Origin of the sequence: Thalassospira mesophila, from assembly GCF_002115755.1 — a bacterium.
Classification (GTDB): domain Bacteria; phylum Pseudomonadota; class Alphaproteobacteria; order Rhodospirillales; family Thalassospiraceae; genus Thalassospira; species Thalassospira mesophila.
Genome location: NZ_JFKA01000003.1, coordinates 189,765 through 206,255, shown reverse-complemented (window position 1 = coordinate 206,255; position 16,491 = coordinate 189,765). Strand labels below are relative to the sequence as shown.

Below are 16,491 nucleotides of genomic sequence, written 5' to 3'. Positions count from 1 at the left end.
GGACAAGTTTGTAATCAACAAATTCGCCTTGCAATTACGACAACATCAATTCCCAACAGCAGGTAAAGTACAGGGTAATGTGATCCTGTATTTTGTCAGCGCTGCTTTTCGGGCTTAATTTCGACCGCCCCCACTATACTAGTGTTTTACTAACCCCATCGCCCACTATACCGGCCTTTAACTCGAAAAAATGTCAGCAATAGTTGAGCATGAAAAAGACTTATAACGAAAAAATTCGACATTCAACCAAAAAATTTCGCTGGGCATCTTTTTCGCGCCTTACGAGAATTCTGCATAGCTCGCCGGTGACATCTATAACGATTCAGGACGGCGCTGATGACGAAAAATAACCATGCAGCTGCTTTACCGGTTCTGGACCCTGCCCTTGGCGAACGCATTCGCCATGTAGTTGATATGTTTGACCGCAAAAAAGATGCTGCTGAAGTGGCCGGTGTCATTCCTGAACAACTTAATCGCTGGTGCCAGGCCCAATCCGAGCCCCGCTTTGTGGGCGTGGCACGCCTTGCCTCGGCGCAAGCTGTCCGGCTGGAATGGATTGTGACCGGACGAGGTCCGGTTCATATTGACCCGCCGGCCGCTGAACCTGCGCGCCCGCCCCAAACCGCAACAGCCCCGGACAAACGGGCGCGCCACCCCGCCAGCAGCAGTGAAAGCCATGTTCAACATATGGCCTTATCGGAAATTGTCGGCCCCAACCTTGCGGCCCGCAGCGCCCAGAGCGCGCCGCGCCAAAGCACCAAATCATCTGCCGACGGGACGTCGGCACCACACACGCCAAAACCACCGGGCATCGAAAAGTCAGGGATATTTTATAACGACCACGGGTTGCTTTTTGCAATTGTGACCGGCTTTTTAACGGCCGAGGGAATTAACGATGCCCCGCGCATCACACGCGACATTCTTGCCGCTTACGATGAAATCATCACCTTGCTGGGCGACGAATTAAGCCAGGCTGATACCGGCATGATGATAGCGCAGATTGTTTCGGCCATTATCCGCCGTCATTCCATCAATAATCGCCGCGACCCGAAAGATTCCGGTTAGCCAACAGACGACCCGGCACTGCCACCTGCCCTGCTATCGCCAGATAGCAACACGTCTAAAACGTTGTGCCCGGCACAAAACCACCACCTGCAAAACCCGCCGCAATGTTTTAGCATATCAGTATTTCGCCATTTCGGCGGTTTAACCAATATTTCGCGTCTGTGTTTTGGCAACCCCGCCTGTTCTGCGCTTTATATCGCCAGCACCGGCTCACAACGGCATCTTGCGCCGGCCAAGGGTCAGGAACTGCCCAGCGGGGCGGCAACATCGTCGATCATTAACTGTACGCCTTCGCGCCCTTGCCAGGTATCACGGCGCAAATGCCCCAGAACATGTAACGGTCGCCCGCCATGGCGCAGCAATGTCTGCCCCATATCATTATCGAGGCAGCGAAAGGCAATCGCCTTTACCCGGCCCTTGCCATTACTGCCGGTTAGAATGCAACGCACATGATCGGCGCCGACGACGTCGGCCTTGATCACGCGGCAATCGGTAAAGACAAATCGCGGCTCGGCATTTCCGGCGCCGAACGGGCCCATTTTTTCCAGGGCATCTATCAAATCAACTGTCGCCCCCATGGCGTGCATGGCACCATCGACCGTCATGGTCGGGCGAATGTTGTTTTCCTCAATCAGGCGGGCAAAGCGCTGTTCAAGGAAATCCTCGAACTCGGCACGTTTTTCAGGATCAAGGGTAAAGCCCGCCGCCATGCCGTGGCCCCCGCCATTGACCAGAAGCCCGCTTTGCCGCGCCGCAATAATGGCCGCCCCAAGGTCAATGCCACGTACCGAGCGCGCAGACCCCTTATAAACACCATCGACCTTGCCCATCACCAGGGCCGGAACGTGATAGCGGTCTTTTAAGCGGCTGGCCACAATGCCAATCACACCGGGGTGCCAGTCATCGCCACCAACCAGAACCATCGCCCCAATTTTGGTTTTGTCCTCGACCGCCCGAATGGCCTGATCAAGGACGTAATCCTCAATCGTTTTGCGTTCACGGTTATATTCGTCCAGCCGGACGGCAATTTTACGCGCCGCTTCGGCGTCATCGCCCGATAACAAAACCGTGCCCAGGCCCGCCTCGCCCACACGGCCACCGGCATTCACGCGCGGCCCCAAAACAAACCCCAAATGATATGCACTGGGCAGTTCATTGACCCCGCCCACATCGGCAAGGGCCGACATGCCGCAATTGCCACGATGGCGCATAATTTTAAGGCCCTGGGTCACAAAGGCGCGGTTCAGGCCGCGCAATGGCACCACATCGCACACAGTCCCCAGCGCGACCAGATCCAGCCAGGTGCGCAAATCGGGCGGGCGAATGCCTTTTTGCTGAAAATAGCCGCTTTGGCGCAAATTGCGACACAAGGCCACCGACAGCAAAAACGCCACCCCGACGGCACATAAATCGCCCATGCCGCTGTCATCATCAATCCGGTTCGGGTTTACCACCGCAAGGGCACGGGGCAGTTCAGGTTCGGCGGCGTGATGGTCCACCACAATCACCTCAATCCCGGCCTCGGCGGCGGCTTCCAGCGGGGCATAGGCTGTAACACCGCAATCCACCGTCAGGATCAAATCCGCACCGCGACGTTTTAAATCCAGCAAGGCCGGGGCATTCGGGCCATAACCTTCGGTCAAACGGTCGGGGATATGCACAACAACATCCAGCCCCAGCGCCCGAAACACCCGCACCAGCAAGGCGGTGCTGGTGGCCCCGTCAACGTCATAATCGCCAAACAGGGCAATTTTTTCGCCCTGCGTCACGGCATGGGCAATACGCGTCACAGCTTTGTCCATGTCGCGCAGCCGCGACGGGTCGGGCATCAGGTCACGCAGGGTCGGGGTTAAAAACGTTTCGGCATCGTCCAGCCCGATGCCCCGCGCGGCCATAACCCGCCCGACAATTTCGGGTACGCCAAAGCGTTGCGACAGGGTAACCGCAAGGCGATCATCGACCTGGCGCTGGCGCCACCATTTTCCCGTGACCGAATGTTCGATCCCTAAAAACGTAATTTCACTGGGTTGCTGTGTCATGATGCCATTGGATAACGCAAACGCGCCCGACCTCAAACCCCGAAATCATGGACGTCGCGCCAAAATTGCCCGAGGCCCGATAAATTTCCCCCAACCCCTGATGGTGGCAACAATATTGGGCATCAGCAACCGCTGAAAACCCCGTGGAAAGTTCGAAAAAAGAAACCACAATCATGCCGGTTATTGATTTTTCCCAAATATATAAACATTTCTACATTTAAAAAATCTGGAAAATTTTGATATTTTTGGAAACCAGACAAGTTGTCATGGCAAAAACACAGTCCCGCCAAGTCTGCCATACGCGTTTACCGTATAGTAAAGACAATACTTTTGGCTGGCATTTCTTGAAATAACACTGAATTTTCGAATTTTTGATAACTTTTACTCATACTCATCGCAGTTGCGACTTGTGGCCTTGACGGCACTGTGAGAAATTCAATTTCATACCAAAAGATGGCGCAAAGCCATAGACGGCGAAATGTCGTCTAAATCAACACGGGATCACGAGGCCTGTAAAATGAAAAAGTCCGCACGTCGCGGTCTGAGCGCGATTTGTATTCTGGGGGGGATATTTTCCCTGCCCTTTGTCTTGTTTTCACCCATGATGTTTGATTCTCCCGGGTCGGAAAACAATATCTATTTGCACTTGCTGTTTGGCAGCGTGCTGCTGTTTCCCTTGATGTCGTTTTCAGGTGCCCTGTTTCCCTGGATGCTGCGCCGGTGGGAATGGTCTGCCTGGTTTTTTTTAATGCCGTGTTTTGGCGCCGGGTTTGTCGTGCTTTGTGCCGCCCTGCTACAGGTCAAATGCAACGGCAATTTTGCCTGCGTTACCTGAACATACGAAAAGGCCCGCCAGGCATTAAGCTGACGGGCCTTTCGTTTTTACTGTTTTACCCGATCAAAAATCAGGCGGCAGCTTTCAGCGACTTCATATCGATAACAAAGCGATATTTCACGTCGGACTTCTGCATGCGTTCATAGGCATTGTTAATGGTGTCGATATTGATCATTTCAACATCAGACGTAATGCCATGTTCGGCACAGAAATCCAGCATTTCCTGGGTTTCGGCAATGCCGCCAATCAACGAACCGGCAATGCGTTTGCGGCCCATGATCAGGCCCGCGCCGTGAAAACCTTCCAAAGGCTCCACCGCACCGACAATTACCATCGTCGCATCGCGTTTAAGCAAGGCGATATAGGGATTAAGGTCATGCTTGACCGGGATGGTATTGAGCAGGAAATCAAAGCTGCCAGTATGGGCCGCCATTGCATCGGCATCTTTTGATACCAGCACTTCGTGCGCGCCCAGGCGTTTGGCATCTTCGCCTTTGGCGGCCGATGTCGTGATCATGACAACATGCGCCCCCAGGGCAGCGGCAAATTTAACGCCCATATGGCCCAAACCACCCAGGCCAACAACGCCAACCTTGTCGCCCTTTTTCACATTCCAGTGGCGCAAAGGCGACCAGGTGGTGATACCGGCACACAAAAGCGGTGCAACCGCTTTGGTTTCAAGTTTGTCCGACACGCGCAGCACGAATTTTTCGTTCACCACCACCTTGCCGGAATAACCGCCATAGGTGTGGCCGCCCAGCACCTTGTCATCACCGTTATAGGTGCCGACCATGCCGTTTTCGCAATATTGCTCCAGCCCTTCATCACAGGACGGGCACGACTGGCAGCTATCGACCATGCAGCCAACGCCAACCAGATCGCCAGGTTTGAACCCTTTGACATGGGCACCAACATCGGTCACGCGACCAACAATTTCATGACCCGGCACCACCGGATACATCGCAACACCCCAGTCATTGCGGGCCATATGCAGGTCCGAATGGCAAACACCGCAAAAATCAATGTCGATGGCAATATCATGCGCGCCGGTCTGGCGACGTTCAATTGTCAGGGGTTCAATATCCGAGGTCGCCGATTTTGCACCATAAGCTGCAACTTGCATTTTTCTCTCTCCGTTTATAGAGTGATCAGTCAGTCAATTCATCGGTAAAAATTCACACGCTGATGCCATCCCAGAAAACATCAAAACTACGATGGATATGTTTGCTGGCTTCAACAGAGTCAAGTTGACGATGGCGTAAATACATAACCGCCACCGAAAGTTGTGCTGTCGATAATTCACAAATATAATCCACCGGCAAATCAACCAGTTCGTGCCGGTCAACGCCTTCGCGCAGTTTTTCCATTTTCAGCTCGAATATTGCATCTGCCCGTTCCAGTGCCAAAGCACTTAAAACCATGGCAGCCTTAAGCAAAATGGAAACTTCGTGCCGCAACGGATTGGCGATGGCCCATTGGATATAGCCCCGCCAGATCCCGAACATCACTTCTTTTACCGACATCTCCCGACCTAGACTGGGCAGCACATTTTTGGCAATATCTTCCTTGATCGACAGATAAACACTGTCGATCAGCTGTTGTTTGGTGGGAAAATAGTTAAACAGTGTCCCGTTAGACACACCGGCCTCGGCTGCTATTTTTGCAGTGGAAACCGACACGCCATCGCGGGCAAAAAGATTAATTGCCGTCTCAATCAGATGTGTCTGCTTGTCTTTCATGCCGCGAACCTACCAAAAAATGACTGATCAGTCAATCAGGCGCATTGGGCATGTTAATATCAAACGATATGTTCGTCCGCGGCAATCATCGCCAGCCCATGTGCAACCGAGAGGAAAGGCTGGCCAATTTCAACGCGATCTTTGCCAAAACCGTCTTCAAACAAGCGCCGCACGGCCGGCACATAAGACGTGCCACCGGTCATAAAGACCTTGGAAATATCGCCAGCCTTCAGCCCAGCCTGATCCAGGCACAGCTTGGCTGATTTTTCGATATCGGTAATATCGGGGCTGATCCAGCTTTCAAAATCGGCGCGGGACAGTTTTTCGTCGATCTCGACACCGCCATGTTTGAACTGCAATCGGGCATGGTCATTTGACGACAGTTCGGCTTTTACTTTTGATACCGACTGATACAGGAAAAAGCCCAGTTCATCTTCGATGATAGTCACCAGATCGGCGATATCATCGGCACTTTCGGCGGTGCGGATAATTGCCTGCAGATCGGCCATGGTGCGCTGGTTGCGCATCATCGACAGGTAATGCCAGCGGGCAAAAGCCGTGTAATACTGGCGCGGGACAGGCAACGTGCCGCCCATTGCCCGATAATTGGAGCCAAATCCAAGCCGCGGCCAAACCGCATTTTGAATGATGCGATAATCAAAACTGTCGCCCGCAATACCAAGGCCGGTATGGGCCAGCGCCTTAACCCCGGCAATGCCCTTGCCCGGTTCAAACCGGATCACCGAAAAGTCGCTGGTACCACCGCCAAAGTCGGCAACCAGAACCGTTTCCGGGCGATCGAGCGTGCGGCCATAATAATACGATGCCGCCAACGGTTCATAGACCATCGCCTCGACTTCAAAGCCTGCCTGTTCGTAAGAGGCGCGCAAGCGCGCCTCGGCAAAGGCGTTATCGGGGCGGCTACCGGCGAAGGCCACCGGTCGGCCTGAAATCACCCGGCGGCCCAAATGGCCCAGCTGGTTTTCAGCGTGATAGTGAATTTGGTTAAGAAACATCGCGATCAGGTCTTCAAGCGAGAAGGACTCGCCGAAAATATCGGTGCCTTCAAAATCCTTGGCCGCAAGATAGGATTTGATCGACTGGATCAGGCGGCAATCCTGACTTTCGCGTTGATATTCATCAATGGCGAACGGGCCAGAACAGCTGCGTAATTGCGGAACCGAGCCCGCAACCTTGATATCTTGTTCCTGCCACAGATACAAAATGGTGCGATAGGTATCAAAACTGTTTGTCCCAACTTCAAAGCTGGCAGATTTAACGTTGCCGGCCTGATCGGCCACCGCCAGAACAGAATTGGTGGTGCCAAAATCCAGTGCAATTATTTCGGACATACGTGCAACCTTTCCAAACTGCTTTAATCCCTGCTCCGGCAAGGGGGCGAAGGATGTACCCCAGCTATCACAGGACTGCAACCAAAAACCGCAGCCCCGGCATTTGGCGGGCTGCGGTTTGCAACGGAAAACAGTTTGGTTATCGACAATCTGGACCCGTGTTTTGCCGCGACTTTGGCATTGGCATTGGCATTCACATCACGGGCCGGCCGGGCGATTACGCGTTCCGTTCGCGCGAGGAAAATGCGCCATGCGAAACAGCACCAATGCCCGCGTCTAATGCCCGTTTGCGGGCGATGGCGACACCGCGGCGGCGCAAACACGGCACAGCCAGCAGCACCAGCAACAAAATAACCATTGGCACCACCAAACGCTGGAAAAGCGCCTCGCCGTGCGCGCCGACATCATCAAATGTCCACGCGGCGGTGCCGATAAATGTCAGCAGGTAAAACCAGAAACCCGCCATCGACATCCGGATCATGAAAAACCCGGCCAGAAACAGGCCTGCCCCGGCTGCGGCATAAAACACCGACCCGCCCAGCATGACCAGCCAGACGCCTCCGGCAAAAATCGGCATGCCAACACATAAAATAACAACAGCCAGTGCAATGACCGCCCAGTAACCGATGCCGCCCTTGTGGGCGGATATGGAACCATTATTTGCGTCCATGGCCTGAATTTCCCAAATGTAAATTTGTGAACGGGGTGTTGCAAGTAAAACGCCCCCAGCCATGGAAAGGTTCCAAATATCGTTTTATCTACCGACAAGTTTGCGACAAAATTCGAAGCACATCCCTTGTAACGCACTACAGGGTGCTGACATGCAAATGGGGTGCAAAAGCACCCCATCACATCGCCGACGAAAGGGTCCGCTGTGCTTATTTATACCAGACCTTGCGGCTGAAATCGTGGACGGCGCGAATATAGCGCACCGTGCCGCTTTGGCTGCGCATCACGATTGATTCCGTTTCCGCGCCATGGGCAAACCGGCGAACGCCGCGCAACATGGCACCATCGGTCACACCGGTTGCGGCAAACATAACATTGCCACGGGCAAGGTCGGTCAGGCCGTATTTACGGTTCAGATCCTCGATGCCCCATTTGCGGGCACGGGCAACTTCATCGTCGTTACGAAACACCAAACGGGCCTGAAACTGGCCACCGATGCAGCGCAAAGCCGCCGCTGCCAGCACACCTTCAGGCGCGCCACCGGTGCCCATATAAATATCGATACCCGAGGTTTTTTGCGACGTTGCAATCACACCTGCCACATCACCATCATCAATCAACATGATACGCGCGCCCGCTTCGCGGGTTTTCGCAATCAGTTCTTCATGGCGCGGACGGTTCAAAATGCAGGCCACCAGGTCCGAAACATCGCAGCTTTTGGCAGAAGCCAGGCTTTTAAGGTTTTCACCGGGCGTGACATCAAGATCGATCACATCGGTTGGCAAACCACCGCCAACGGCAATTTTTTGCATATAGGTATCAGGCGCGTTCAAAAACCCGCCCTTTTCCGCCATTGCCACAACTGCCAGCGAGTTCGGCCCACCGGTGGCGCAAATGGTGGTTCCTTCAAGGGGATCCAGCGCGATGTCGATTTCAGGGCCTTTGCCACTGCCGACTTCTTCGCCAATAAAAAGCATCGGCGCTTCGTCACGCTCGCCTTCGCCGATCACAACAGTTCCGCGAATGTCGAGGCTGTTAAGCGCATTGCGCATGGCATCGACAGCGGCCTGGTCGGCGGCCTTTTCGTCGCCGCGTCCCATCAACCCGGAACATGCCAGTGCGGCTGCTTCGGTGACGCGTACTGTTTCAAGCGCAAGATTTCGATCCATATCTTCCGTCCTTGTCTGTTGGTGCGGGGTCTGGGGGGCCCCGTCTCATTTTTCCCGGTAGGCGAATTTTCTTTGGTTATCCCAAAGTTATTACGCCCCGCTGGTGTAAACCTGCGGGGCGCATATGTCTTTTTTTTGTTTTGTTACGATGTGAAGTTTTCAATACGCATCAAAACCGGCGGCTGCGAGTTACTTTCAAAGGCCGCGATCGTCGCAAGCGCCTCGTGCATGGCACCTTCATTGGTTTCATGGGTGATGAAAACCACCGGCACAACACCCCCTTCGGTTTCAGCCCGGCCCTGCTGGATCATGGACGCCATTGAAACACCGTTTCTGGCAAGGGCTGCGGTAACCTCGGCCATAACGCCGGGGCGATCCCAGACCATCAGTCGCAGGTAATAAGGACCGACATGCTTTTCGAGCGGCGCACGCACATTCTTTTTCAAACGATTTGCCCGCACACCAAAGACTGGCGTTTTACGACCCGCGGCAATATCGACAAGATCAGCAACCACCGCCGATGCGGTGGGCCGTTCGCCTGCCCCGCGTCCCTGCAGAATGACCGGGCCGACATAATCGCCTTCCAGCGCAACGGCGTTAAAAACACCTTCGACCTTTGAAATCTGGGTATTGCGGTCCACCAGTACCGGCGAAACGCGCTGTTCGATGCCTTCTGCGGTTTGCTTGGCAATGCCCAGCAACTTGATACGATACCCAAGTTCTTCGGCCATCTGGATATCAAGGGCGGAAACACAACGAATGCCTTCAATCGCAATCGCGTCAAAATCGACTTCCACACCAAACGCCAGACTGGTCAGGATCGCAAGCTTGTGCGCGGCGTCAATACCATCAACATCAAAGCTGGGATCAGCTTCGGCATAGCCAAGTTTCTGGGCTTCGGCCAGAACATCGGCAAAATCGCGGCCCTGCTCGCGCATGGTGGTCAAAATATAATTACAGGTTCCGTTCAAAATGCCCGTCACCCGCGAGACAACATTACCTGACAAACCTTCACGCAAGGCCTTGATGATCGGAATACCGCCAGCAACTGCTGCTTCATAAGCAATGGTCACATTATTGGCATCGGCAATGCGCGCCAGTTCAACCCCGTGCAATGCAATCAGCGCCTTGTTAGCCGTAACCACATGCTTGCCCGCTTCCAGTGCGGCCTTGCAAACGTCATAGGCAATCCCGTCCGAACCGCCGATGGTTTCGACAACCACATCAACATTTTGGTCGAGCACCATTTCACGGGCGTCTTCATACCAGGTCAGACCGTCGGTCGAAAATCCACGGTCCCGAGTTCGATCGCGCGCCGATACTGCTGTAACAATCATCGGGATACCGGAACGGTCCGCCAGATTGTCCCTGTGTTCGCTCAGCAGTTTAACGGTTCCGGCACCGACCGTACCCAGGCCTGCCACACCGATCTTTACGACGTTTTGCACGAGAACTCCTTATCATTGCAGCATATTTTACCCACTAGCGCACAAATTCCGGGGCGCAAAATATGCGCCCCGGACCCTGTCTATTGTGAGTTATCGAATATTAGACGGTTTTCTTCAACAGTTCCCGTGCAGAATTTGCATCGGGGCATTTTTGAAAGAACTGTTTGATATTGCGATTGGCCTGACGAATGCGATGTTTGTTTTCCACCAGCGCAATACGCACATGGCGATCACCATATTCACCAAAGCCAAGGCCCGGCGCCACGGCAACACCTGCTTCTTGCAATAGAAGCTTGGAAAACTCCAGCGAACCAAGTTCGGCAAACGGCTCGGGGATGGGTGCCCAGGCAAACATGGTCGCTGCTGGCGAGGGAATATTCCAGCCAGCCGACTGCATGCCCTCGATGAAAATATCGCGGCGATCGCGGTACAGGGTGCGAAATTCGTCGATGCAATCTTGCGGGCCGTTCAATGCCGCCGTTGCCGCCACCTGAATGGGCGTAAACGCGCCGTAATCCAGATAGGATTTAATCCGCGTCAGGGCGTTGATCAGCTTTTTGTTGCCCGTGGCAAAGCCGATCCGCCAGCCCGCCATCGAATAGGTTTTCGACAGCGAATAAAATTCCACCGCAATTTCCTTGGCCCGCGGAATTTGCAGGATCGAGGGCGGCGGGTTGCCATCAAAATAAATCTCCGAATAGGCGATATCCGACAGAATGTAGATTTCATGCTCGCAGCAAAAATCGACCACTTCTTTATAGAAATTCAGATCAACCGTTAATGCCGTCGGATTGGCCGGGAAGTTCAGCACCACAGCACTGGGCTTGGGCACGGAATGTTTCACCGCGCGGTGCAACTGTTCCATAAAACTTTCGGCATTAAACGTGCCCTGGTCATCATGCCCGATTGGAATATGGCGCAGGGCCGCACCGGCAATGATAAAGCCAAACGCATGGATCGGATAACTGGGGTTGGGTACCAGAATAATGTCGCCGGGGCTGGTGATGGCAGCGGCCAGGTTGGCAAGGCCTTCCTTGGAGCCGATGGTAACAACGGTTTCGGTTTCGGGGTCAATATCAACACCAAAACGGCGATCATAATAAGCCGCCAGCGCCTTGCGCAAACCGGGGATCCCGCGCGACATCGAATAACCATGGGTGCGCGGGTTGCGCACCGTTTCCACCAGCTTGTCGACGATGTGTTGTGGTGTGGCCGGGTCCGGGTTGCCCATGCCGAAATCGATAATGTCCTCACCCGCTCGCCGTGCCGCCGCCTTCATCGCATTGACTTCTGCGAAGACATAAGGGGGAAGACGTTTTACACGGTGAAATTCAGAGGACATTATCCTGTATCCTTGTCAAACTCGCCTCACGCAACTTTATGCGAAAATAGCGACCTCTTATTGAAAAAAATTGCGCGCCACCCGGCTTTATCCTGGTGGCGCGCCGTACAATTCGAAGGATGTACCTTTTTTACGCTCAATAATCCATAAAGATTTCGACGCGACGGTTTCCGGCCTCACCGGCCGGAACCCCTTCAAAATAGCGGGGATCAGACGCACCTTCGGCCGAAACATAAATGGCGTCAGGGTTAACGCCTAGGGCCAGCAACTGGTTGATCACGGCCGACGAACGACGTTCTGAAATCATGCGATTGGTTTTTTCGTGTTCCTCGATCGACATGTTTTCAGTCCGCGCCGATGCGTGGCCAATCACCTTCAGGCTGGCGGTATTGTGTTTTTTCCAGGCGATGGCCACCTTGCGCAAAACCGCCACATCGGTGCTGGCCAGTTTGGCCGAACCATAGGCAAACTGAATTTGTGCAACCTGCGACTTGTCCGTGCCATCGGGCAACCGGGTGACAGCCTTTACCCCCAGACGGGATGCCAGCAATTCATCGGGGGTTTCGCCAATCGGCCCGTCATTGCTGCCAATATCGCCAATCACGGGTGCTGGCGGCACGTCATTGCCAAGCTGGCTTTCATCGACCTTGACCGACCCGTTGTCGGTATACATCGAATAATCAAAATCTCCGCCCGTGCCGCTGCTGCTGCCAGACGGCATCGGTTCCTTGTCAAACTGGCCCTGCCCTTCGGCCAGGCGGCGTTGATACTGGGTCATCACCGGGTCGGCATCCGGTGCGACCGGCGCAGGCTGCACCGGTTTCGATGAAGCGGCCGTTTCAGAAGACGATGCCGGAGCTGATGCAGAATCTGGTGCCGACGCACTGCCTGCCTTTGGAACAGGCGGTGCCGCATCAAGTTTTTTGGGCGCCAGTTTCGGCGCGGCGGGGACCGGCGGTGCGCCGTTAATCGCGGCCTTGCCCTGCGTTTGCGCCGCAGCGGCGGCTTTCGCTTCGGCCCGTGCCCTGGTGGCAGGCGTAACGGGTTCAGAAGACCCGGCATCATCGGCTGTCAGCGTGGGGGCATCGGGCAATTTGGCGGCCTTGGGCACAGGCAACGGGTTACTGGCCGCCTTGGCGTTCCATTGATCCACGATCTGCGACCCGCTGGATGATTTATCGGCATCCGCGATCGGTGTTGCCTTTAAATCTGCCGGTGCAGGTTCGGGGATGGCAGCGGCAGGTTCGGGCATTTTTGCCGGGGCTGCATTTTGCTTTGCCGGTGCGGCTGGCGCCATGGCCTGCGCGGGGGTACTGTTTGACGGGGCCGGTGTTGCGGGAACGGCGGCATTCGTGGCCGGGCTACCCTGCGGCGCAATCGGGTTAACGGCAACATGGCCAACCTGGCCTGTTGCACCAGGGGTCGCACTGGTTGCTCTGGTCGCCGTGTATTTGGCATTGGCCCGGTCAGCAGCAAGTCCTGCGATCAGGGTGTCGCGCTCGGTATCGCCGGTCACGACCGGGCGGCTCGGGGTATCGGCAAGGCGGGGATAGTCGTTTTCCTGACCGGGAATCGGCTGTTCCGATTTTTGCGGGCCGTCGTCGCCGGTAAAGACATCGCCAATGCTTTTGCCCCATTCAACCGGATTAATGGCATCAGGCACCGACGAACAGGCCCCCAACATCAAGATCACGGCCAATGCTGACCCTGTTTGAAGAAGACCGCGCAAGCCCGGCTGTTTATGCCTGGCGCGCAAAGTCGGTTTCGTGACACCCATTGGTATTCCTAGCTCCAAAATGAAGAAACACGTGCATATGATCGACATATGATCTGCGACAAACACGTCATCTTATATTTCTTGTATCATGCCCTCGTGGCACGTTAGGCTGCGAAAGTCTAAGGATATGATAAGCTTTTGATCAAGCAGTGTTTCAACCTACGTGCCGATTATGACGGGCGATATCATAAAGGAAGGCGCCATGACCGATCAACAGGCCAGCGAAACCGAAAATTCAAGTCCCGACCCCGAAGAACTTTCAGCCACGATGGCCGAAATCGCGGAAAGGAGCCAGCGTCTTGTTGCTGATTTTCTGTCGCGCCAGGCAGACGACCCCAATATCGCCAACCCTGACCCGTTAAATATCGGCTCTGCCTTCATGGAATTATGCCACCATATGATGCGAAACCCGACCAAACTGGTCGAGGCGCAAATGGAACTGTGGCAAAATTACATGCAGTTGTGGCAAAACACCACGCTGCGCATGATGGGCGAGGCCCCCGAGCCGGTAGCCGCCCCGATGCAAGGGGACCGTCGTTTTCGCGACGAAGCCTGGGAAGAAAACGAGGTTTTTGATTATATCAAACAATCTTATTTGCTGTCCTCGCAATGGGTTCAAAGCCTGGTGCATGATGTTGACGGACTGGATGACAAAACCGCCCAGAAGGTCGATTTTTATACCCGCCAGTTTGTCGATGCCATATCGCCAACCAATTTTTTAATGACCAACCCCGAAGTTTTACGCACCACCCTCGAATCGGGTGGGGAAAACCTGGTCAAGGGTTTGCAAAACCTGCTCGATGACCTTGAGCGGGGCAAAGGCAAACTTCAGATCAAAATGACCGACCTTGATGCCTTTAAGGTGGGCGAAAATGTTGCCACCACACCGGGTGCCGTCATTGGCAAAACCGATTTGATGGAATTGCTGCAATATACCCCGTCGACCGACAAGGTTGCCAAACGCCCGTTAATGATCATTCCGCCCTGGATCAACAAATATTACATTCTCGATTTGCGCCCGGGAAATTCGTTTATCAAATGGGCGGTTGAACAGGGACACACCGTTTTTGTCCTGTCCTGGGTTAACCCCGATAGCGAACTGGCGGAAAAATCGTTTTCCGATTACGCCAAGGAAGGCATCCTTACCGCCCTGGACATGATTCAGGAAGCCACCGGCGAAAGCGACATCAATGCCATTGGCTATTGCCTGGGTGGCACATTGCTGACATCGACCCTGGCCTATATGGCCAAAAAGAACGATGACCGCATTAAATCGGCAACCTTTCTGACCACCCTGACAGATTTTGAAAACCCGGGCGAACTTTCGGTCTTTATTGACGAAGAACAGATCGAAAGCCTGGAACAAAAGATGGCAAAGGACGGTTTTCTCGAAGGTCGCGACATGGCGACATCGTTCAACATGCTGCGCGCCAACGACCTGATCTGGTCGTTTGTGGTCAATAACTACATGCTGGGCAAAGACCCGTTCCCGTTTGACCTGTTGTACTGGAATTCGGATTCGACCCGGATGCCAAAGGCGATGCACAGTTTTTATCTGCGCAACATGTACCAGAAAAACCTTCTGCGCGAGCCAGGTGGCATCAGCATTCTGGGTGAACGCATTGACCTGCGCGATATTAAAATTCCGGCCTATTTCCTGTCCACCCGCGAAGACCATATCGCACCGTGGAAGGCCACCTATGCCGGAACGCAGCTTTTATCGGGGCAGGTTAAATTCGTGCTGTCTGCATCGGGGCATATTGCCGGTGTGGTCAACCCGCCCGCCTCGAAAAAATATTGCCACTGGACCTATAACCGCAACCCCGCCGAACCGGACCAATGGCTGGAAAAAGCCACCCAGCACGAAGGTTCATGGTGGACCGACTGGCAAAACTGGATCAGCCGCCGCACCGGTGGCGAGGTTGATGCCCGCCAACCGGGCGATGGCGACCGCAAGGTTATCGGCCCGGCACCGGGCGAATATGTGAAAGTGCGGCCATAACCATAAACCAACCCGTTTTGACAAAAAAATCGGCCCCACGGGTGTAATAAAAGCGACCGGATCCATATTCCGGTCGCTTTTTTCGCTTAGAGGATGTTTCCTTTAATCACGTAATCTGGACCCTGTTTTTAAATGCGAACGGATACAAGCATGACCACCACAATCGGCTTTTTGGGGGCTGGACGCATGGCCAGCGCCATGATCACTTGTCTGTTATCGACGGGATACACAATCCGTGTCTGGAATCGCAGCACCGAAAAGCTGGCACCGCTGGTTGAACGCGGGGCCATTGCCTGTGACACCCCTGCCGATGCCGTGGAAAATTGCCAGTTTGTGATATCGTTCATGGCCGACGATACGGCTTCCCGCCATGTATGGCTGGGCGATGATGGTGCCCTTGATGCCATCGCACCGGGAACAATTGCAATTGAATGCTCGACCCTGTCGCACGGTTTTGTGCGTGAACTTGCCGATATTATGGATGCCCAAAACATTCCCTATATCGATGCGCCGGTCACCGCCGTGCCCGACCAGGTAGCCCGCGGCGAAACGGTTTTTCTGATCGGGGCCGATCTGGCCGTTCTTGAACGCGCCCGCCCGGTGCTTGAGGCCGTGGCCAGCAAAATTATCCATTTCGGCACTGCCGGAACCGGAACCATTTACAAGCTGATGAATAACCTGATTGGCGCGGTTCACATTGCCGCTGTGGCCGAATTAATGGCCGTAGCGCAAAAAGCCGGGCTGGACAGTGAACAGGTGGCCCATACATTTGCCAATGGCGCACTTGCCAGCGGCCCCGCCACCATGGCCCTGCCCGGCATGGTGGCGCATAACCACCATGAAGGCATTCACTTTACCACTGCCTTGCGGGCAAAGGATGCCGGATATGCCCTGCAACTGGCCCGCGAACTTGAACTGTCCTTGCCGGTCGGCAAAGCCGCCAGCACCGTGTTTAACCATGCAACGGCCATTGGTTTTGGCGATCTTGCGCAAAGTGCTGTCATTGAAACGTTGAACAAACAACCGGTTTAACCCGCACATCTGCAATCATCAC

13 protein-coding genes are annotated in these 16,491 nt (G+C 54.4%); 4 read left to right on the top strand and 9 right to left on the bottom strand.

Translation table 11 applies throughout. The features are described 5' to 3' along the window. Nucleotides 1-336 precede the first annotated feature (336 nt). Complete coding sequence (locus TMES_RS08840; RefSeq protein WP_085581605.1) at nt 337-1,065, top strand: hypothetical protein; 729 nt, start codon at nt 337-339, stop codon at nt 1,063-1,065. Between the two features lie 239 nt (nt 1,066-1,304). On the opposite strand, the gene recJ is transcribed toward TMES_RS08840, so the two are convergent. Next, complete coding sequence (recJ, locus tag TMES_RS08835; protein WP_085581603.1) at nt 1,305-3,104, bottom strand: single-stranded-DNA-specific exonuclease RecJ; 1,800 nt, start codon at nt 3,102-3,104, stop codon at nt 1,305-1,307. Nucleotides 3,105-3,621: 517 nt separating this feature from the next. On the opposite strand from recJ, the gene TMES_RS08825 reads away from it, so the two are divergent. Then, complete coding sequence (locus tag TMES_RS08825) at nt 3,622-3,939, top strand: hypothetical protein (protein WP_085581599.1); 318 nt, start codon at nt 3,622-3,624, stop codon at nt 3,937-3,939. A 70-nt stretch (nt 3,940-4,009) separates the two neighbouring features. On the opposite strand, the gene TMES_RS08820 is transcribed toward TMES_RS08825, so the two are convergent. The 8 genes from TMES_RS08820 to TMES_RS22610 all read right to left on the bottom strand — a co-directional run bounded on the left by TMES_RS08820 (nt 4,010) and on the right by TMES_RS22610 (nt 13,435). Next, nucleotides 4,010-5,062, bottom strand: a complete 1,053-nt coding sequence (locus tag TMES_RS08820) for an NAD(P)-dependent alcohol dehydrogenase (RefSeq protein ID WP_085581597.1) — start codon at nt 5,060-5,062, stop codon at nt 4,010-4,012. Between the two features lie 52 nt (nt 5,063-5,114). Then, the gene (locus tag TMES_RS08815) at nt 5,115-5,678 is read right to left on the bottom strand and encodes a TetR/AcrR family transcriptional regulator (RefSeq protein ID WP_085581595.1); all 564 of its coding nucleotides are present in this window, start codon (nt 5,676-5,678) and stop codon (nt 5,115-5,117) included. 59 nt (nt 5,679-5,737) lie between these two features. After that, nucleotides 5,738-7,030 (bottom strand): Hsp70 family protein, encoded by a 1,293-nt coding sequence (locus TMES_RS08810; RefSeq protein ID WP_085581593.1) that lies wholly within the window; start codon nt 7,028-7,030, stop codon nt 5,738-5,740. Nucleotides 7,031-7,247: 217 nt separating this feature from the next. Next, entirely contained in the window at nt 7,248-7,700 is a 453-nt protein-coding gene (locus tag TMES_RS08805) for a hypothetical protein (protein ID WP_211275892.1), read from the bottom strand. Between the two features lie 208 nt (nt 7,701-7,908). Next, nucleotides 7,909-8,868, bottom strand: a complete 960-nt coding sequence (gene glpX / locus TMES_RS08800; RefSeq protein WP_085581589.1) for a class II fructose-bisphosphatase — start codon at nt 8,866-8,868, stop codon at nt 7,909-7,911. A 143-nt stretch (nt 8,869-9,011) separates the two neighbouring features. Next, nucleotides 9,012-10,316, bottom strand: coding sequence for a homoserine dehydrogenase (locus TMES_RS08795; RefSeq protein ID WP_085581587.1), 1,305 nt, complete (start codon nt 10,314-10,316; stop codon nt 9,012-9,014). 100 nt (nt 10,317-10,416) lie between these two features. After that, a complete protein-coding gene (locus TMES_RS08790) occupies nt 10,417-11,658 on the bottom strand; it encodes an LL-diaminopimelate aminotransferase (protein ID WP_085581585.1) in 1,242 nt (413 codons plus the stop codon). Nucleotides 11,659-11,794: 136 nt separating this feature from the next. Beyond that, entirely contained in the window at nt 11,795-13,435 is a 1,641-nt protein-coding gene (locus tag TMES_RS22610; protein ID WP_245835272.1) for an OmpA family protein, read from the bottom strand. A 202-nt stretch (nt 13,436-13,637) separates the two neighbouring features. Between TMES_RS22610 and TMES_RS08770 the strand changes: the two genes are divergently transcribed. Both TMES_RS08770 and TMES_RS08765 read left to right on the top strand, forming a co-directional pair. Continuing rightward, a complete protein-coding gene (locus TMES_RS08770; RefSeq protein ID WP_085581577.1) occupies nt 13,638-15,437 on the top strand; it encodes a PHA/PHB synthase family protein in 1,800 nt (599 codons plus the stop codon). A 150-nt stretch (nt 15,438-15,587) separates the two neighbouring features. Continuing rightward, nucleotides 15,588-16,469, top strand: a complete 882-nt coding sequence (locus tag TMES_RS08765; protein WP_085581575.1) for an NAD(P)-dependent oxidoreductase — start codon at nt 15,588-15,590, stop codon at nt 16,467-16,469. The last annotated feature ends 22 nt before the right edge of the window (nt 16,470-16,491 follow it).